18 protein-coding genes are annotated in these 18,027 nt (G+C 59.4%); 4 read left to right on the top strand and 14 right to left on the bottom strand.

Features of this window, described 5'->3' with window-relative positions; translation table 11 throughout:
• Nucleotides 1-153: 153 nt before the first annotated feature.
• The 9 genes from msrQ to mrcB form a co-directional block, all read right to left on the bottom strand.
• The gene (gene msrQ / locus TU75_RS24405; protein ID WP_060550405.1) at nt 154-774 is read right to left on the bottom strand and encodes a protein-methionine-sulfoxide reductase heme-binding subunit MsrQ; all 621 of its coding nucleotides are present in this window, start codon (nt 772-774) and stop codon (nt 154-156) included.
• A complete protein-coding gene (msrP, locus tag TU75_RS24400; protein ID WP_060550404.1) occupies nt 774-1,787 on the bottom strand; it encodes a protein-methionine-sulfoxide reductase catalytic subunit MsrP in 1,014 nt (337 codons plus the stop codon). Before msrP ends, msrQ begins: the two co-directional genes overlap by 1 nt.
• Before the next feature lie 63 nt (nt 1,788-1,850).
• Nucleotides 1,851-2,708, bottom strand: a complete 858-nt coding sequence (gene pssA / locus TU75_RS24395) for a CDP-diacylglycerol--serine O-phosphatidyltransferase (protein ID WP_060550403.1) — start codon at nt 2,706-2,708, stop codon at nt 1,851-1,853.
• Nucleotides 2,709-2,851: 143 nt separating this feature from the next.
• The gene (gene ilvC, locus TU75_RS24390; protein WP_060550402.1) at nt 2,852-3,868 is read right to left on the bottom strand and encodes a ketol-acid reductoisomerase; all 1,017 of its coding nucleotides are present in this window, start codon (nt 3,866-3,868) and stop codon (nt 2,852-2,854) included.
• Nucleotides 3,869-3,914: 46 nt separating this feature from the next.
• Entirely contained in the window at nt 3,915-4,406 is a 492-nt protein-coding gene (gene ilvN, locus TU75_RS24385) for an acetolactate synthase small subunit (protein ID WP_003176102.1), read from the bottom strand.
• A gap of 2 nt (nt 4,407-4,408) precedes the next feature.
• Nucleotides 4,409-6,133: an acetolactate synthase 3 large subunit gene (locus tag TU75_RS24380; protein WP_060550406.1), complete on the bottom strand. Its 1,725-nt coding sequence runs from the start codon at nt 6,131-6,133 to the stop codon at nt 4,409-4,411.
• A 431-nt stretch (nt 6,134-6,564) separates the two neighbouring features.
• Nucleotides 6,565-6,894 (bottom strand): YqcC family protein, encoded by a 330-nt coding sequence (locus TU75_RS24375; protein ID WP_060550401.1) that lies wholly within the window; start codon nt 6,892-6,894, stop codon nt 6,565-6,567.
• Nucleotides 6,894-7,628 carry a tetratricopeptide repeat protein gene (locus TU75_RS24370; RefSeq protein ID WP_060550400.1) on the bottom strand — a complete coding sequence of 245 codons (735 nt, stop codon included), beginning with the start codon at nt 7,626-7,628 and terminating at the stop codon, nt 6,894-6,896. The genes TU75_RS24375 and TU75_RS24370 overlap by 1 nt, the downstream gene beginning before the upstream one ends.
• 17 nt (nt 7,629-7,645) lie before the next feature.
• Complete coding sequence (gene mrcB / locus TU75_RS24365) at nt 7,646-9,970, bottom strand: penicillin-binding protein 1B (protein WP_003234992.1); 2,325 nt, start codon at nt 9,968-9,970, stop codon at nt 7,646-7,648.
• A 119-nt stretch (nt 9,971-10,089) separates the two neighbouring features.
• On the opposite strand from mrcB, the gene TU75_RS24360 reads away from it, so the two are divergent.
• The 3 genes from TU75_RS24360 to TU75_RS24350 all read left to right on the top strand — a co-directional run bounded on the left by TU75_RS24360 (nt 10,090) and on the right by TU75_RS24350 (nt 12,548).
• Nucleotides 10,090-11,646 carry a bifunctional aminoglycoside phosphotransferase/ATP-binding protein gene (locus tag TU75_RS24360; RefSeq protein ID WP_060550399.1) on the top strand — a complete coding sequence of 519 codons (1,557 nt, stop codon included), beginning with the start codon at nt 10,090-10,092 and terminating at the stop codon, nt 11,644-11,646.
• Between the two features lie 92 nt (nt 11,647-11,738).
• Nucleotides 11,739-12,083: a pentapeptide repeat-containing protein gene (locus tag TU75_RS24355; protein WP_003234994.1), complete on the top strand. Its 345-nt coding sequence runs from the start codon at nt 11,739-11,741 to the stop codon at nt 12,081-12,083.
• A gap of 192 nt (nt 12,084-12,275) precedes the next feature.
• A complete protein-coding gene (locus TU75_RS24350; protein WP_003234995.1) occupies nt 12,276-12,548 on the top strand; it encodes a TfoX/Sxy family protein in 273 nt (90 codons plus the stop codon).
• A gap of 226 nt (nt 12,549-12,774) precedes the next feature.
• Here TU75_RS24350 and TU75_RS24345 read toward each other — a convergent pair whose 3' ends face one another.
• The 3 genes from TU75_RS24345 to TU75_RS24335 are packed head-to-tail and all read right to left on the bottom strand — an operon-like array spanning nt 12,775 to nt 15,454.
• On the bottom strand, nt 12,775-13,542 hold the full coding sequence (locus tag TU75_RS24345) for a heme ABC transporter ATP-binding protein (RefSeq protein ID WP_060550398.1): 768 nt from the start codon (nt 13,540-13,542) through the stop codon (nt 12,775-12,777).
• Nucleotides 13,542-14,579: a FecCD family ABC transporter permease gene (locus tag TU75_RS24340; RefSeq protein WP_060550397.1), complete on the bottom strand. Its 1,038-nt coding sequence runs from the start codon at nt 14,577-14,579 to the stop codon at nt 13,542-13,544. Before TU75_RS24340 ends, TU75_RS24345 begins: the two co-directional genes overlap by 1 nt.
• Nucleotides 14,576-15,454, bottom strand: a complete 879-nt coding sequence (locus TU75_RS24335) for a heme/hemin ABC transporter substrate-binding protein (RefSeq protein WP_060550396.1) — start codon at nt 15,452-15,454, stop codon at nt 14,576-14,578. The genes TU75_RS24340 and TU75_RS24335 overlap by 4 nt, the downstream gene beginning before the upstream one ends.
• 156 nt (nt 15,455-15,610) lie before the next feature.
• Here TU75_RS24335 and TU75_RS24330 point away from each other — a divergent pair, with 156 nt between their 5' ends.
• Entirely contained in the window at nt 15,611-15,928 is a 318-nt protein-coding gene (locus TU75_RS24330) for a Rieske (2Fe-2S) protein (protein ID WP_003234999.1), read from the top strand.
• Here the strand turns inward: TU75_RS24330 and sfsA are convergent.
• Together sfsA and TU75_RS24320 are read right to left on the bottom strand one after the other, a co-directional pair.
• On the bottom strand, nt 15,925-16,638 hold the full coding sequence (sfsA, locus tag TU75_RS24325; protein WP_003235000.1) for a DNA/RNA nuclease SfsA: 714 nt from the start codon (nt 16,636-16,638) through the stop codon (nt 15,925-15,927). The genes TU75_RS24330 and sfsA overlap by 4 nt on opposite strands.
• A complete protein-coding gene (locus TU75_RS24320) occupies nt 16,638-17,810 on the bottom strand; it encodes a pyridoxal phosphate-dependent aminotransferase (protein ID WP_060550395.1) in 1,173 nt (390 codons plus the stop codon). Before TU75_RS24320 ends, sfsA begins: the two co-directional genes overlap by 1 nt.
• Nucleotides 17,811-18,027 lie beyond the last annotated feature (217 nt).

Here is an 18,027-nt window from a genome sequence, read left to right as displayed (position 1 = left end):
CACCGCACTATCAACTCCTTCTGGGCTTCGATGACCTGAAGCAACCCGCTGTCGAATTCCGCGTAACTACTTGTTTACCAAGGAGTTTTCCGTTTCGACTGCGCCGGAAGTGGGGCGAATTATAGACTTCCAGGATTTGCCGTCAAGCGCTAATTACACTTTTGTTGCAGAAACTGGCTTTTTCTCAATAAGCCGCGGAAGGCGGCGCATCACTGGAGGAATTCGCAGCATCAGAAGCACCGCCCCTATAGAAGCATAGATAGCCCACTCCTTCAGATCTGCGCGCGCGATCCATAACATGTGCAGCAACCCAAGCCCAAGAACCCCATACACCAGCCGGTGCAGTTTCTTCCAACGACTCCCCAGTCGACGCTGGCTATAGCGATTCGATGTCACCGCAAGCACCAGCAAACCCAGAAAGCCCAAGGCCCCTACAATAATGTAAGGCCGCTTGCGCAACTCAACACCCAATTGCGACCAATCCAACCCCAGCACGAACACGCAATAAGCTGCCAGATGAAGCACCACGTAAGCAAAACACCATAGACCCAATTGCCGCCGCACGGCTATCCACCCCGCCCAGCCGCTCAGTTTTTGCAGGGGCGTCATGCACAGGGTGATCAGCAACAGAATCAAGGTGCCCAGGCCAAGCCGATCAACCAGGACTTTGCCCGGGTCCGGACCGAGCGCAGAACTCCACGCCTCATATAGCCAGAATAATGGCCATATACCCGCAGCTATAAAGACGCTGATGCGCCAGATGGGATAGCGCATCAGTAGTTCTTCCGCAAATCCAGGCCGGTATAAAGAGAAGCGACCTCATCTGCATAGCCGTTGAACATCTGGGTCTCACGAACGTTAGGACTGAACAGACCGCTCGGCAGCCGCCGCTCCCGGGCCTGTGTCCAGCGTGGGTGGTCAACCGTAGGGTTCACGTTCGCATAAAAGCCATACTCATCGGCCGCGATACTCTGCCACGTTGTTTTAGGCTGCTCGCTCACCAGACTGATACGCACAATGGATTTCACGCTCTTGAATCCATACTTCCAAGGCACCACCAGGCGCAACGGCGCACCATTTTGATTGGGCAACTCACGCCCATACATGCCAACGGCGAGAATCGCCAGGGGGTTCATCGCCTCATCAAGGCGCAACCCCTCTACATAGGGCCAGTCGATCAGGCCGAAATTCGAGCGCTGCCCAGGCATGCTTTTTGGGTCTTGAAGGGTTTCAAAACGAATGTACTTGGCCTTGGACGTAGGCTCGACCTGCTTGAGCAAGGCCGAAATTGGAAAGCCAATCCAGGGAATGACCATCGACCACGCCTCAACGCAGCGCAGACGGTAGATTCGTTCTTCCAGTTGGTAGGGTTTCATGAAGTCTTCCAGAGCATAGCGCCCCGGATTGCCGACCTCACCATCGATCACCACGCTCCACGGCTCGGTCTTGAGTGAGCCCGCATTATTCGCCGGATCGCCCTTATCGGTACCGAATTCATAGAAATTGTTGTAGTGGGTCGCGTCCTTGAACGGTGTGATGGCTTCGTCTTTGACGGTCACCGCCTGCCATTTCGCATCTGGCAACTTGTCGGCAAACCAGCTCGGCGCCCTGCCCGGCTCGACATCGGCATAGCGCGCCGCGTCTTCGGCACTGGCCCAGCGCGGCAAGCTGGCTGCAGCCATACCGGCAAGTGCGCCGCCAAGTATGCTGCGGCGAGAGAGGTAAAAGGATTCAGGCGTGACATCCGATTCGTTGCAATCGGACGCTTTAGGCAGTTTGATTAACATGGCAACTCCGCAGCATTGGAGAACAGATACACCAATAGACTGCGGAGTATGGGGGAAATTACATTAAGACAACGTTTTGTCCCGACGCATCTGCAGCAAATACTGAACCGGCCCGGAAGCGGCGTAGACCAGGAAGGCCAGCAGCAAGATGCGCGGCGGATCGCTGAACACCACAGCAAACACCAGCACCACTACCAGGATTGCCACGAAAGGCACCCGGCCCTTGAGGTCAAACTCCTTGAAGCTGTTGTACTTGATGTTGCTGACCATCAGCATGCCGGCAGCCGCAACCATCAGCGCCACCAGGAACGACATTTTCGAACCCTGGATGCCGTAGTCACTGAACGCCCACACAATGCCCGCGACCACACCGGCAGCCGCCGGGCTGGCGAGGCCGATGAAGTAGCGTTTATCGGCAGTGCCAACCTGCGTATTGAAGCGGGCCAGGCGCAACGCGGCACCTGCCACATAGATGAAGGCAACCATCCAGCCCACCTTGCCCATGTCACCCAGCGCCCAGGCAAATGCCAACAGTGCGGGCGCCACACCAAAGGCGACCATGTCAGACAGCGAGTCGTACTCGGCGCCGAAGGCGCTCTGGGTATTGGTCATTCGCGCTACACGGCCATCAAGACCGTCCAGCACCATGGCCACGAAAATGGCGATGGCGGCGAAACCGAAATACTTGCTGGCACTTGCCGCGTCACCTGCCGCCAACGCGCTCTGGGCGCTCATGGAATTGATGATGGAATAGAAGCCGGCAAACAGGTTCGCGGTGGTGAACAGGTTCGGCAGCAGATAGATGCCACGATGCCGGACCTTGCGGCCTTCAGCGTCATGCCCTTCCTCGACATGTTCATCGATGGGCAGCATGCTTTCGGCGTCGTAAGCCTGGTTTGGCTCTTCGGGACGTTCGCTCATGGACTTTACCTTGCAACGGTGTGAAAAAATTCGACAAACACTTGCGGCGAGTGTTCGCCCGCAAACGATGCAGCTTTATACCAGAACACGCCCCCAAACGAAAAAACGCGGCCTAGGCCGCGTTTTCCCTTGATGCGTACGACTTAGTTCTTGGCTTTGTCGACGATCTTGTTGGCACCGATCCACGGCATCATGGAGCGCAGTTGCTCGCCGATGACTTCGATACCGTGAGCGGCGTTGTTACGACGCTTGGCGGTCATCGAAGGGTAGCCGGTAGCACCTTCGCTGATGAACATTTTGGCGTATTCGCCGTCCTGAATACGTTTCAGAGCGTTGCGCATCGCCTTACGGGACTCGGCGTTGATCACTTCCGGGCCAGTCACGTACTCGCCGTATTCGGCGTTGTTGGAGATCGAGTAGTTCATGTTGGCGATACCGCCTTCGTACATGAGGTCAACGATCAGTTTCAGTTCGTGCAGGCATTCGAAGTAGGCCATTTCCGGCGCGTAGCCCGCTTCAACCAGAGTTTCGAAACCGGCTTTGACCAGCTCGACAGTACCGCCGCACAGCACGGCTTGTTCGCCGAACAGGTCGGTCTCGGTCTCGTCCTTGAAGGTGGTTTCGATGATGCCGGTACGACCACCACCCACGCCGGAAGCGTAGGACAGCGCAACGTTTTTGGCGTTGCCGGATGCGTCCTGGTAGATCGCGATCAGGTCAGGGATACCGCCGCCTTTGACGAACTCCGAACGCACGGTGTGGCCCGGTGCTTTCGGCGCGATCATGATCACGTCAAGGTCGGCACGTGGCACAACCTGATTGTAGTGAATCGCAAAGCCGTGGGAGAAGGCCAGGGTAGCGCCCTTCTTGATGTTCGGCTCGATCTCATTCTTGTACAGCGCGGACTGGAACTCGTCCGGGGTCAGGATCATGACCACGTCGGCAGCGGCCACGGCGGAAGCCACGTCGGTCACTTTCAAGCCGTGGGCCTCAGCCTTGGCGACGGTGGCCGAGCCCTTGCGCAGGCCGACGGTTACGTCAACGCCGGAATCCTTGAGGTTGCAAGCTTGCGCGTGCCCCTGAGAACCGTAGCCGATGATGGCGACTTTCTTGCCCTGGATGATCGACAGGTCACAATCTTTATCGTAATAAACTTTCATGAGGTTCCTCTATATATCCAGGCCGTAAGGCCATTCGCTAATTGGGTTAGATGCTGAGTACTTTGTCGCCACGGGCGATCCCGGTGACGCCACTGCGTACGGTTTCCAGAATCGAGGCCGTCCCGATCGACTGGATGAAGCTGTCCAGCTTGTCGCTTGTACCCGTCAGTTGAACGGTATAAACGCTGGCGCTTACATCGACGATCTGCCCGCGATAAATGTCGGTGGTCCGCTTGATCTCGGCACGTTGGGCACCCGTGGCCTTGACCTTGACCAGCATCAGCTCGCGCTCGATGTGAGCACTTTCCGACAGGTCTACCAGCTTGACCACCTCGATCAGCTTGTTGAGGTTCTTGGTGATCTGCTCGATCACCTCATCGTGGCCCACGGTGGTCAACGTCAGGCGCGACAGCGTCGGGTCTTCGGTTGGCGCCACGGTCAGGCTTTCGATGTTGTAGTTGCGTTGCGAAAACAGGCCGACAACACGAGACAGAGCGCCGGGTTCGTTCTCCAGAAGCAGGGAGATGATGTGCCGCATGATTAAGTACGCTCCGTCTTGTTCAGCCACATGTCGCGCATGGAGCCGTCTTTGATCTGCATCGGATAGACGTGCTCGCTGGTGTCCACTTGAATATCGAGGAACACCAGGCGGTCCTTCATGGCGAACGCCTCTTCCATCTTCGGCTTCAAATCTTTCAGATCGGTGATGCGCATGCCGACGTGACCATAGGCTTCAACCAGCTTGACGAAATCCGGCAACGACTCCATGTAGGAATGAGAGTGACGGCTGCCGTAGCTCATGTCCTGCCACTGGCGAACCATGCCCAGCACGCCGTTGTTCAGGCAGACGATCTTCACCGGAAGACCGTACTGCAGGCATGTCGACAGTTCCTGAATGTTCATCTGGATGCTGCCCTCACCGGTGACGCAGGCAACGTCGTCATCCGGGAAGCTAAGCTTCACACCCATGGCCGCAGGAAAACCAAAGCCCATCGTGCCCAGGCCACCGGAGTTGATCCAGCGGTTGGGCTTGTCGAAGGTGTAGTACTGCGCCGCGAACATCTGGTGCTGGCCCACGTCGGAGGTCACAAAGGCATCGCCCTTGGTCACTTCGCAGAGGGTTTCGATCACGGTTTGCGGCTTGATGATGCTGCCGTCGCCCTTGTTGTAAGGGAACAGGCCGCGATCACCGCGCCATTCGTCGATCTGCTTCCACCAGCTGGCGACGAATTCCTTGTTCGGCGTTTCGCCAATGTCCTTGAGCGCAGCGACCATTTCGGTCAACACGCTTTCCACCGGTCCTACGATCGGCACGTCGGCCTTGATGGTCTTGGAAATGGACGCCGGGTCGATATCGATATGAATGATCTTGGCATTCGGACAGAACTTGCTCGCGCCGTTGATCACTCGGTCATCGAACCGCGCGCCCACTGCCAGGATCACGTCGGCGTGGTGCATGGCTTGGTTGGCCGTGTAGCTGCCGTGCATGCCAAGCATGCCGACGAACTGGCGGTCGGTGCCCGGGAATGCGCCGAGGCCCATCAGGGTATTGGTCACCGGCAGGTTGAGCAGCTTGGCCAGCTCGGTCAGCTGTGCGGAGCCGCCGCCCAGAATCACGCCACCACCGGAGTAAAGCACTGGGCGCTTGGCCGCCAGAAGCATTTCTGCCGCCTTGCGGATCTGCCCCGAGTGCCCACGCACGGCCGGACTGTACGAACGCAGCTTGGCTTTCTTCGGGAAGATGTATTCGAACTTTTCAGCCGGGTTGGTCATGTCTTTCGGAATATCGACCACCACAGGGCCCGGGCGACCGGACTGTGCGAGGTAGAACGCCTTCTTCATGATTTCCGGGATTTCCGACGCGTGCTTGATCATGAAGCTGTGTTTCACGATCGGCCGGGAAATACCGATCATGTCGGTTTCCTGGAATGCATCGGTGCCCACCATGGTGCTAGCCACCTGGCCGGAGATGATCACCATCGGAATGGAATCCATATACGCAGTCGCGATGCCAGTAATGGCATTGGTTGCGCCCGGGCCGGACGTTACCAGGACCACGCCGGCTTTACCGGTGGCACGGGCATAACCGTCAGCCATATGGGTTGCGGCCTGTTCGTGGCGAACCAGGATGTGGGTAACAGCCGGCTCCTTGAACAGTGCGTCATAAACATGAAGCAGAGCACCACCTGGGTACCCGTAGATATAGTCGACGCCTTCGTCACGCAAAAAGCGGACGAGCATCTCACCGCCAGATAAAAGCTCCACGTTGTTCACCTCTAAAACGCCAGAATACCGTCCGTTGAAAACCGACGGGTCTTAATAGGTTTACTTCTCAACAGAGCATGAGCGACGGTGGTCGCCGACTACGTCAGCACTGACTGAGCAAGTATTGGGATCGTCCCAAGTGTTGCGGGCTTTTCCCACCCAGCGCGAGGTAACGCGTTGCGGGTGTAACAGGTCGGCGCGGATATGCGCCTCATGATCTGCCGAGCGGGCCTGCTTTTGGCAGTCCCGATACAGCGGACTTTGGATTCTTCTGTTTCAGGCCGTTCAAGTCAAGCAATAATTGCGCTTTTTTCCAACTAAGCGCATGAGAACGCAGAAGAAAGGCGTTTGAGGAGGGATAAAACTCGCCTGAATGTCGTCAAGCGGTAGAAATGTGCGCAAGACTGCCGAAAAACCCGACAGCCAGGCAATTAACGAGCGTCGACGATCAATTGGTCGAACTTTTTCAGCGCATTGCGCAATCCGAGGCTTTCCCTTGGCCGATCGGCGTAAACCATCTCGGCCATCTCCAGGATCCCTGAAGCATTGGGCAATGGCAGATCCTGTTCAAGAATCTGCTTCATGCGTACCAGGAAAATCCACTGCAGCCACTGATGAAAGTCCAGGGTGTCGACTGAGAAAGGCTCGACACTGCTGAGCGCCTCCATGCTGGGGGATTGCTCATCCCACCAGTCCTGCACGCGCAATTCGCGCTCAATCAGCAATAGCTGTTCGGCAATTGCTGGAAAACGCTCATCCATCAGAGGCTGACCTTGGCTTTCTGGCGAGCCTGGGCAGCGCCGGCGGCGTCGCCCTGGGCGGCACGTGCATCACCGATCAAGGCCCAGAGGCTGGATTGCAGGTCGGGGCGACCGTTGGCCAGGCTCAGGCCACGGCGAGCGAACTGCTCGGCTTGCGGCGCATCACCCTGGGCCATGCGCACTTGCGCCAGGCGATACAGCACTTGCGGCTCACGCGGCGCCACACGCTGGGCGCGCTCAAGGCTTGAGGACGCGCCGTTCAAATCGCCACCGGCCTGCTGTTGCTGGGCGGTGGTGAGCAAGGCCAATACCGGACCATCCAGTTGCTCGTCAGCAGACAGGCCGCCGCCAGCGGAGGACGACGGAACACCACTGGGCGTCGACGGCATGCTGTACGACCCTTGATTGATCGGCGCGGCCTGTACCGGCGCTGTGTCGATCGGTGCGGAGCTGCTCGGGCCGGGCGTCCACGGCTCGGCATTGATCGGCGCCGCAGTGGCTGCGCCGCTGCCCGGCACCATCACCACCACACCCGAATCCTGCGGCATTGCCTGAGGTTTGGCCTGCGCCGGACGGTTGGTCACCGTCTGGCGGAACCCGCCATTGGCCGAGATGCGGTCATTGCTGGAAGCGTTGCTGCTCGCATCCACCACGGGAATCGAGCCGCGCTGCACGCTGGAGCAACCGCCCAGCAAGGCCAGGACGGTAATAGCTGGAATCCACAACTTGTTCACTTGAAACCCTCGTTTGCTTAATGCATCCAGCCCTTGACCCAATCCATCACCGAATCCGCATCCGCAGGCGCACTGCCACCGCATGCCGGACCGGGTGGTGGCTCACTGCCGCGAATATACGGCATCTGTACTGCGCCCGGACAGTTGGCATCGGAACCTTGCCCACTGTGCGGATCGATCCAGGCCTGAACGATGTTGTCCGGCTGCGGCATATTCAGCGGCAGCGGGTCGGCCTTGCGCATGAAACTGGTCCACACCTGCAACGCGCCGGTCGCGCCGGTGAATGGCGTTTTTCCGTTATCGTCACGGCCCAGCCACACCACCGCCAGCACATCCTGGCCGAAGCCGGCGAACCAGCTGTCGCGCGAATCGTTACTGGTACCGGTCTTGCCCGCCAGTGTCAGGTTCGATGGCAGGACTTTATAGACCGAGCTACCGGTGCCTTCACGCATCACGCGCTGCATGGCGTTCTGGATCAGGTAGATGGAGCCTGCATCGAAGCGTTGCTGAATCTGGAACGGGTAACGCTTGAGCGGCTCACCGTCGGCCGTCAGTACGCTGCGAATCCCGCGCATTGGCGTATTGAAACCGCCGTTGGCGAGGGTCTGGTACATGGTTGCGACTTCCATCGGCGTCATCGCACCCGCACCCAGCAGGATCGACGGGAACGCCGGGAATTCACGGGTGATGCCCAGCCGCGCGAGCGTTTTGAGCACGCTCGGCACGCCCACTTCCAGACCCAGCCGCGAGGTGGAGATGTTGTAGGAGTGCGCGAGCCCCTGATAGAGGAACACCGTGCCATGGGAGCGTCGATCGAAGTTCTGCGGCGTCCACACCTGACCGTCAGCCCCTTTGACCGATAACGGGTCATCGGAGAGCCAACTGGTAAGGGTGTATTTGCTCGGTTTTTCCAATGCCGTGAGGTAGACCGCCGGCTTGACCAGCGAGCCAATCGGTCGCACCGCGTCCAGCGCGCGGTTGAAGCCAGCAAAACTGGCCTGACGACTGCCGATCATGGCCTGGACTTCACCGGTTTCCGGGTTGGTCACGACCATCGCTGCTTCCACTTCATCGGAGCCTTTACGCCCGGTAAGGCGCTTGAAAGTGTCGTTGACGGACGCTTCGGCTTTCATCTGCAGAATCGGATCAAAACTGGTGAAGATGCGCAGCCCCTCTTCGGTCAAGTCTTCGTCGCGGTAGTCTTCACGCAACTGGCGTTTGACCAGGTCGATAAAGCCGGGGAAGGAACTGTCCGCCAGCTTGCCGCGAGTCGTGACGCCCAAGGGCATCTTCTTGGCTGCGGCGACCTGTTCAGCGGTGGCGACGCCCTGCTGTTCCAGCACATCCAATACCAGGTTACGACGCTCCAGCGCGCGCTCCGGGTTGCGACGGGGATTGTAGTAGGAAGGGCCCTTGACCATGCCCACCAGCAAGGCGACTTGATGCAGTTTCAATTCGGACAGCGGTTGGCCAAAGAAGAACTGACTGGCCAGGCCGAACCCGTGCACTGCGCGCTGGCCATCCTGGCCGACAAATACCTCGTTGAGGTATGCCTCGAGAATCTCCTGCTTGCTGTAGTGCAGCTCCAGCAGCATGGCCATCATGGCTTCGGTGAGCTTGCGGGTCAGACTGCGCTCACTGGTGAGGTAGAAGTTCTTGACCAATTGTTGCGTGAGCGTACTGCCGCCCTGGGTCATTTTGCCGCCGGACGTGTTGATCCAGATGGCACGCGCAATTGACTTCGGTGAAACGCCCCAGTGGCTGTAGAAATCGCGATCTTCTACGGCGACCAGGGTTTCCAACAGGTACGGAGGCACTTGATCGAGCTTGATGAGGATGCGGTCTTCCAGGTTTTTAGGATAAATCCCACCGATCATCAGCGGTTCAAGGCGCACCACCGGCAGCTTCGAGCCATTGAGCGACGACAACTCGGCCACATAATCACCGGAAAAGCGCACGCGAACCGGCTGGGCTTTTTCCAGCCCTTCATAGAACTGGAAGCCGCGCGTGTTCAGGTCGACAGTATTGCCGCTGACGGCCGCAGAGCCCGGGCCGTTACTCACAGGCTCGCGGCGATAGCCCAAGGCATCGAGTTCAGTGAGGAAGTCGTCCTTGCTCAGCTTCTGGCCGGTGAACAACTCCAGCGGGCGGGCGTAAACCTTGGCCGGAATGGTCCAGCGCTTGCCGGAAAATTTCTCCTGGACCACCGCATCGAGGTACACCGCGAAGCCGGCGAGCACGACCAGGCCCACGAGGCCGAGCTTGAGCGCCCAGCCGAGCCATGGGCGCAGGCCACGGGAGGGAGGTTTTTTACGGGAACGGGGAGATCGGGATCGAGTCATGGCGGCGGATTATACGCACTTTATTTGATGATCAACATGAGCCGGACAGCGGTTTGCACGACCGTCCGTAGCGGCCATAATGCCCGCCATGAATTTTTCCAGACTCTGAAGGATCGCCCGTGAGCCAGTCCCTGATCGCTGCCCTGCAAAACCCGGCGTTGTATCCGCACCCGGTTGAAGCGTTCCACGTCATTGAGACCCATATTTCGTGGGTCATCCTCACCGGTCCCTACGCTTATAAACTGAAGAAACCGATGAACTTCGGCTTCCTGGATTTCACCGACCTGGAAAAACGTGGTCACTTCTGCAATGAAGAACTGCGCCTCAACCAGCGCCTGACCAAAGATTTGTATCTTGAGGTGTTGCCGATTACCGGCACTGCCGAATCCCCAAGGGTGGGCGGCGACGGACCGGTGATCGAATATGCGCTAAAAATGCGCCAGTTCCCTCAAAGCCAGATGCTCAGCACCCTGCAGGCCAATGGCGAACTGACCAGTGCACACATCGACGAGATGGCCAGGCAGATCGCGCACTTTCACCTCACTGCACCCAAAGTCCCACAGGAACACCCTGCTGGTACGCCGGACGAAGTGATGGCGCCAGTGCGGCAGAACTTCGAACAGATTCGTCCTTTCCTCAGCGACAAGGCAGACCTGATCCAGCTCGAAGCGCTGCAAGCCTGGGCAGAAAGCAGCTTTGACCGCCTCAGGCCACTGCTGGCCCAGCGCAAGGCCGAGGGTTTTACCCGCGAGTGTCACGGTGATATCCACTTGGGCAACGCCACCGTGATTGATGGCCAGGTGGTGATTTTCGACTGCATCGAGTTCAACGAGCCGTTTCGTTTCACCGACGTGTACGCCGACACCGGCTTCCTCGCCATGGACCTGGAGGACCGTGGGCTCAAGTCCCTGGCACGGCGCTTCATCAGCCAGTACCTGGAGCTGACGGGCGACTATCAGGGACTGGAAGTGCTGAACTTCTACAAGGCGTATCGCGCGCTGGTACGCGCCAAGGTCGCGCTGTTCAGCATGCCGAGCGAAGCAAGCCCGGTGCAACGCGCCACCACGCTGCGCCAGTACCGCAATTACGCCAACCTGGCGGAAAGCTACAGCACCATTCCGTCGCGCTTTCTGGCGATCACCCATGGTGTATCGGCAGTGGGCAAGAGCACCGTCAGCATGCGTCTGGTCGAAGCACTGGGCGCCGTGCGCCTGCGTTCGGACGTTGAGCGCAAGCGCCTGTTCGGTGAGCAGCAGGTTGAAAACGCGCCACAGGCGGGCATCTACGCTGCCGATGCCAGCACGAAAACCTACGCGCGCCTGAACGAAATCGCCGACACCGTGCTGCGCGCCGGCTTTCCGGTGGTGCTCGACGCAACCTTTCTGAAACGCGAGCAACGCGAAGCCGCCGCCAAGGTCGCCGAAGCAACAGGCGCGCCGTTCCTGATTCTGGATTGCAACGCACCACAAGCCGTTATCGCCAGCTGGTTGGCGCAGCGTCAGGCAGACAACAACGATCCTTCCGACGCCACGCTTGCGGTTATCGACGAACAGCACGCCAATCGAGATCCCCTGACAACCGAGGAGCTGATCCTCAGCCAACGTGTCGAGACCAATGAAAGCGGCACGTTGGATGCGCTGGTCGCGCATATCCGGCAGCGCTTGCCGGGCCTGTAAGAAAAGTTTCTTGGTCGTGTCGTCGGCTTCGTCGCACGACCACGAAATAGTGGCACTATAATGGCCTACAACCTCCAGCCGGTATTGCCATCATGAGTCAGCCGAAGCTTCTCGATACCCCGCTCTACTCGCTTTTGCATAAAGACGATATTCGCGGCTTCAATCAGGAGCGCCCCAAGGATGGCGTGATCGACATGCGCGGTGGCGACTTCCGTGGGCTGGACCTGCGCGAGCTGGATACCACCGGCGTGGATTTCACCGACGCGTATTTCCGCTCAGCCGATTTGCGTGGCCTGGATCTGCGCGATTGCCCGCTGGAGGGCGCAAGCCTGGCCCACGCGCAGATCTCCGGGACTTATTTCCCGCCGCAATTGACTGCCGATGAGATCCTCATGTCGGTCAACTTCGGAACGCGCCTGCGCTATCACACCAAGTAACCCAAGCCCCCTGGTCCGGCTGCGTATAACGCGTGGCACGGACCCTGCCGTCAACATTTTCGCGCCATTCTTATAAGCGTTTGGCCGTTTTTTCGTAAAGAATCACGCTTTTCCTACTGAGCGCTACACTCCTTTTCAGGCCTGCCTGGTCACGATACCCACCGCACCATTCGGCCGTCGCAAGGAGGCTTGATGAACGATGAGCTGCAACTCCTGAAAAATCTTGGCAAGACGTCGGCGCAGTGGCTGCATGCGGTGGGCATCCACAGTGCGTCCGACCTGCGCCGCCTGGGCGCGGTCGATGCTTACCGCGCCGTGCGCACACGCGGTTTCCGTGCCTCGAAAGTACTGTTGTATGCCATCGAGGGAGCGTTGATGAATGTTCACTGGAACGACATTCCTGCTGAACGCAAGGAAGCGTTGAACCGCCAGCTGGACGCAATTGCCGCTCGCCAGAAGAATTGATTTGCGGGGCTGTTTCGAACAAGCGTTTGAGGAAAACACAACGGCGTTCAAAAACAGCTGTTGACTCTCAAATGAGAATCGTTATGATTATCACAACTGGTCGCGAGATCAGCCGATAACTGAAAGACCATTGGTTCGGACTCTCAGATTATCTCCTCATCAGGCTAATCACGGTTATTTGACCCGGCTCTTGCCGGGTCTTTTTTTGCCCGTAAAAAAGTACGCGTCAGCGCGCAATGATTAACGGGTGCCCACGTTCCGGGTGCGGCTGCACCAATACATCAAGACCAAATACGGCCTTGAGCGGCCCGGGCTGCAACACTTGCAGCGGTGTGTTCAACGCATGAGGCCGCCCGTCTTCGAGCAGCAGAATCCGGTCGCAATAGCGTGCGGCCAGATTCAGGTCATGCAGAATCACCAGCACCGCAGCGCCTCGGTCGGCAAAGGTGCGTATCGCTTGCAAGACCGTGTGCTGATGCAGTGGATCAAGCATCGACGTCGGCTCGTCCAACAGCAATGTCTGCCCCGTTTCACCCGGCCATAACTGCGCCAACACCCGCGCAAGATGCACACGCTGACGCTCGCCGCCGGACAGCGAAAGATAGCTGCGGCCAATCAAGTGCCCGACATCCGCCGCCTGCAACGCGGCCTCAATGATTTCATCATCACGCACTCGTCCGGTTTGATGGGGCAGGCGCCCCATGCCAACCACCTCTTCGACACGAAAGGCAAAATCCAGGGTCGATAACTGGGGCAGCACGGCCAGGCGCTGTGCGCGTTGCGCGCCGCTCCAGTGTTTCAACTCCTGCTGGTCCAGCCACACCTTGCCCTGGTCGGGCTGCAACTCACCGCACAACGCGCCGAGCAACGTGCTTTTGCCGGCACCATTGGGGCCCAGCACACCGAGTACCTCGCCCGGCAACAGCGCCAGCGTGACATCCGCCAAGACAATTTTGCCACCCCGGCGAACCTGCAGCGTCTCTACTCGCAGCATCAGGCGCGCCCTCGCAACAATAAATAGAGAAAAAACGGCGCGCCGATAAACGCCGTCACAATCCCAATCGGCAATTCAGCCGGCGCCAGCGCCAGCCGCGCAACAAGATCGGCGAACAACAGCAGGCTCGCACCGGCCAATACCGAGGCGGGCAGCAACACCCGATGATCGGGGCCGGCCAGCAATCGCACCAGATGGGGCACCACCAACCCGACAAACCCGATCATCCCCGCCGCCGCCACCGCAGCGCCTACGCCGAGCGCCGTGCAGAACACCAATTCACGCTTGAGCCCTTCGACATCAATGCCCAGGTGCCCAGCCTCGGATTCACCCAACAACAGCGCATTCAACGCTTTCGCGCGGCGCGGCAACCACAGCGCCACCCCCGCGCTCACCAGCAGCAACGGCCACAACCGAGAATAACTGGCGCCGTTCAGGCTCCCCAGACTCCAGAAGGTCAAGGTGCGCAAGGTGGCGTCGTCCGCCAGATAAGTGAACAGGCCCACGGCAGAACCGGCCAGCGCCGTCAGGGCGATGCCGGCCAGCAACATGGTCGCCACATTGGTCTGACCGTTTCGCCGACCCAGGCGGTAAACCAGCGCCGTCACGCCCAGACCGCCGAGAAATGCGCACAACGACAACAGATAAGGGCCGACTGCATCCGGTAGGCCGCCAAACAACGAACCGCCGACAATCGCCACCGCCGCCCCCAGCGCGGCACCGCTGGACACCCCCACCAACCCGGGATCGGCCAGCGGGTTGCGAAACAGCCCCTGCATCGCCACGCCCGACAGCGCCAGCACGCCACCGACCGCCAGGCCCAGCAAAGTGCGCGGCAAACGGATCTGCCCGAGGATCAGTTGCGCCTGCTCCAACCCTTGAGGGTCAATCGGCAATCCCATCAAACGCAAAGCGGCCCTGGCCGTATCCAGCAACGGCAGGCTGACAGGGCCAAGGGCCAACGAAAGCCAGATCGCCAGGACACATAACAATGCCAAGCCAATAAACAGCGTTTTGGGTCTGACCAGCGTGGTCATGGGGCGGATTCAGCCTGAGACGGATAAAACTCGGCAGACAGTTTCATCAGAGTTTGCGGCAGACGTGGTCCGAGCCCACCCACCAACAGCGTCGGGTCCAGCTCAAACACCCGGGCATTTTTGGCGGCAGGCGTAGCGGCCAGGATCGGATTTTCCTTGAACAACGCCGCACGCGCCGCGTCGCCCGTCAGCGCCCGATCAGCAAACACCAGTACATCCGGGCTCAAACCCGCCAGCGATTCGGTCGAGAACGGTTTGTAACCGGTGTGGGTCGCCAGGTTATGACCGCCCGCCTGTTGCAACAGCCAGTCTGCCGCCGTGTCCTTGCCGGCGATCAGCGGCTTGCCCCCTGCGTGACCGAGCAGCAGCAATACACCCGGTGCCTTTTGCGTGGCCTGCGCCTTGGCGATCGCGCTTTTCTGCTGATTCAGCGCCTGCTCATATCCGGTAAACAATTGGCGAGCCTTGGTTTCATTGCCCAGCAATTTCCCCAGGTGCTCAAGGTTGCCCTTAAGTGTCGGCAAATCCGGCTGTGCGGAGAACATCTCCACCTGGACACCCGCACCCCGAACCTGCGCCAATACCGGCGGCGGGCCCATTTCTTCGGTACCGATCAATACCTGCGGGCGCAAGCTCAGAATGCCTTCAGCCGACAATTGCCGCTGATAACCGATACTGGGTAGCGCTTTGACTGACTCGGGATGCTGACTGGTCGTATCCACGCCCACAAGCTTCGACTCGCCGCCCAGCGCGGCCACCCATTCGGTCAGCGCACCGCCGGCACTCACCCAGCGTTGTGGCAGTTGCGAGGCGTGCGCCCCAGGGTTGACCAGCAGTCCGACAACAAGCGCAATAGCGCTGGTACATAGGCGCATAACAGGGTTTCCTTCCAGGGGAAAAGCCGCTCCAGCACGCAATGATGTGACAGATAATTGCTGCCGGGCATCGTACTGAGCGCAAGATCAACTGACGGATGAAGCCGGCATTTGATAATTGTTTGCATTTACACGTCAAGGCACTTGAGGATTGAAATGAAGTTCGTCTGCCCCTCCCATACCCTCGCGCCCGACAGCAGCCTCGGTTTTGAAATAGACGGTTGCAAGCTGTTGGCCGTGCGCCGCGATGGCATCGCCTACTTCTACATCAACCGCTGCCCTCATCGCGGCATCCCGCTGGAATGGCAGCCTGATCGCTTCCTCGACGAGAGCGCCAGCCTGATCCAGTGCGCCACGCACGGTGCGCTGTTCCTCATCGAAAGTGGTGAGTGCATCGCCGGGCCTTGCGCAGGTCAAAGCCTCACGGCCCTGCCCGTCCGCGAAGACGAACACGGCCTGTGGGTGCAATTCTAGTCGCCGAGCAAAACCTGGAGCTTGCGGTCCACTACGATTTCTTCGTGGGTCACGCGCACACCATAGGCCAGCACCTCGACACCCGCCGCCTTGGCCTCACGCAAAGCGTCAGCGTAGCCGGCGTCAATCTCCACGGCAGGGCGCACCGCTTCGATCCCGGAAAGATTCACGCAATACAGCTGTACCGCACGCACCCCGCTGCGAGCCAGGTGCGCCAGTTCGCGCAAATGTTTCGCGCCACGCTGGGTCACCGCGTCGGGAAACGCCGCCACCGCCGAGCCGTCGAACCCCAAGGTGACACTTTTGACTTCGACATACGCCGCCCCCTCCGGGTACTCAAGGCGAAAATCGATCCGGCTTTTCTCCTGGCCGTAAGGCACCTCTCGCTTCAGCGCAGTAAAGCCGTTGAGCTCGCTGATCACTCCGGCGCGCAGCGCTTCCTCGACCAATTGGTTGGCCCGCGCCGTATTCACGCACGCCAGCCGGCCCTGTGGTGTCTCGGCGATTTCCCAAGTGCCGGGCAACTTGCGCTTGGGGTCATCGGAGCGACTGAACCAGACTTGCCCGCCCTCGACCATGCAATTGAGCATCGAACCGGTGTTCGGACAGTGAATAGTGAGTAACTCGCCGGTAACGGTTTCGATATCGGTAAGAAAACGCTTGTAGCGGCGAATCAGCCGCGCTTCTTCAAGGGGAGGATAAAAGCGCATCAGCCTTGCCAGCTCCGCAAGCCACGGGCGATGCGTTCCACCGCCTCCTGCAGGCGATCAAGGTTCTGCGTGTAGGCAAAACGCACGTGATGACCGGCCTGGTAGCGGCCAAAGTCCAGCCCAGGCGTAAATGCCACGTGTTCGGTCTCCAGGAAATGTCGGCAGAACGCGAAGGCATCGCCGCCGAATGCGCTGATATCGGCATACAAATAGAACGCCCCCTCCGGTTCCACCGCAATACCAAAACCAAGCTCACGCAGCGCCGGCAGCAGGAAGTCACGGCGGCGGCCGAACTCGGCGCGGCGCGCTTCCAGAATGCTCAGGGTTTGCGCAGTAAAGCAGGCGAGCGCGGCATGCTGGGCCATGCTCGGCGCACTGATGTAGAGGTTTTGCGCCAGTTTCTCCAAATCCGCCACCGCATCGGGCGGCGCCACCAGCCAACCGAGGCGCCAGCCGGTCATCCCGAAATACTTGGAAAAACTATTCAGGACAAACGCCTCATCATCGACTTCCAGCACGCTGGCGGCATCGGTGCCGTAGGTCAGGCCGTGATAGATCTCATCCACCACCAGATGCCCGTTGCGCGCCTTGATTGCCTTGGACAGACCGGCCAGTTCGTCCCGCGTGAGCAGGGTGCCGGTCGGGTTTGCCGGCGATGCGACGAGGGCGCCCACGCTGTCCTGGTCCCAGTGTTTGGCCACCAACTCGGCGGTCAGTTGATAACGCACGTCCGGGCCGACCGGCACCAGTTGGGCTGCACCTTCCACCAGGCGCAGAAAGTGTCGATTGCAGGGGTAGCCGGGGTCGGCCAACAGCCAGTGCTTGCCAGGATCGACCAGCAGGCTGCTGGCCAATAACAGGGCGCCGGAGCCACCGGGTGTAATCAGAATGCGCTCAGGATCTACGTTCAATCCGTAGCGCTGCTGATAAAACCCGCTGATTGCCTCACGCAACTCGGGCAACCCACGGGCAGCGGTATAGCGTGTCTTGCCATTGGCCAGCGCGGCCTGGCCGGCCTGAATGATAGGCTCGGCGGTAGTAAAATCCGGCTCGCCGATTTCCAGGTGAATCACATCCAGACCGGCCGCCTGCAGCTCATTGGCTCGTGCCAGCAACGCCATGACATGAAACGGTTCTATGGCGCGGCTGCGCGCACTGTAGGGCTGGGCCATTAGCCTTCCTTAAAGCGTGAGAACAAAGTCAGGATTCTACCGAACCCTTGCGTTAATACATGCTCTATTGCCTGTTCGGCCGCCCCACATGGGCCAGCACGTGCCAGCAAAACGACTAAAATCAACCTTCGAGGCGCTCCACGCCTAACCATGGCGGGCTGCAGCGGTTGGCAGCCCTGTCGAGATGCCTCGACAACCGGGAGTGGCGCACCCCGAA

Origin of the sequence: Pseudomonas poae (assembly GCF_001439785.1) — a bacterium.
Taxonomy (GTDB): domain Bacteria; phylum Pseudomonadota; class Gammaproteobacteria; order Pseudomonadales; family Pseudomonadaceae; genus Aquipseudomonas; species Aquipseudomonas poae.
This window is presented reverse-complemented; position numbering and strand designations above follow the sequence as displayed.

Excerpts from the sequence above, each read along its gene's own strand:
- msrQ (WP_060550405.1), bottom strand. The coding sequence starts at position 774 with ATGCGCTATCCCATCTGGCGCATCAGCGTCTTTATAGCTGCGGGTATA.
- msrP (WP_060550404.1), bottom strand. The coding sequence starts at position 1,787 with ATGTTAATCAAACTGCCTAAAGCGTCCGATTGCAACGAATCGGATGTC.
- pssA (WP_060550403.1), bottom strand. The coding sequence starts at position 2,708 with ATGAGCGAACGTCCCGAAGAGCCAAACCAGGCTTACGACGCCGAAAGC.
- ilvC (WP_060550402.1), bottom strand. The coding sequence starts at position 3,868 with ATGAAAGTTTATTACGATAAAGATTGTGACCTGTCGATCATCCAGGGC.
- ilvN (WP_003176102.1), bottom strand. The coding sequence starts at position 4,406 with ATGCGGCACATCATCTCCCTGCTTCTGGAGAACGAACCCGGCGCTCTG.
- TU75_RS24375 (WP_060550401.1), bottom strand. The coding sequence starts at position 6,894 with ATGGATGAGCGTTTTCCAGCAATTGCCGAACAGCTATTGCTGATTGAG.
- mrcB (WP_003234992.1), bottom strand. The coding sequence starts at position 9,970 with ATGACTCGATCCCGATCTCCCCGTTCCCGTAAAAAACCTCCCTCCCGT.
- TU75_RS24355 (WP_003234994.1), top strand. The coding sequence starts at position 11,739 with ATGAGTCAGCCGAAGCTTCTCGATACCCCGCTCTACTCGCTTTTGCAT.
- TU75_RS24350 (WP_003234995.1), top strand. The coding sequence starts at position 12,276 with ATGAACGATGAGCTGCAACTCCTGAAAAATCTTGGCAAGACGTCGGCG.
- TU75_RS24345 (WP_060550398.1), bottom strand. The coding sequence starts at position 13,542 with ATGCTGCGAGTAGAGACGCTGCAGGTTCGCCGGGGTGGCAAAATTGTC.
- TU75_RS24340 (WP_060550397.1), bottom strand. The coding sequence starts at position 14,579 with ATGACCACGCTGGTCAGACCCAAAACGCTGTTTATTGGCTTGGCATTG.
- TU75_RS24335 (WP_060550396.1), bottom strand. The coding sequence starts at position 15,454 with ATGCGCCTATGTACCAGCGCTATTGCGCTTGTTGTCGGACTGCTGGTC.
- TU75_RS24330 (WP_003234999.1), top strand. The coding sequence starts at position 15,611 with ATGAAGTTCGTCTGCCCCTCCCATACCCTCGCGCCCGACAGCAGCCTC.
- sfsA (WP_003235000.1), bottom strand. The coding sequence starts at position 16,638 with ATGCGCTTTTATCCTCCCCTTGAAGAAGCGCGGCTGATTCGCCGCTAC.
- TU75_RS24320 (WP_060550395.1), bottom strand. The coding sequence starts at position 17,810 with ATGGCCCAGCCCTACAGTGCGCGCAGCCGCGCCATAGAACCGTTTCAT.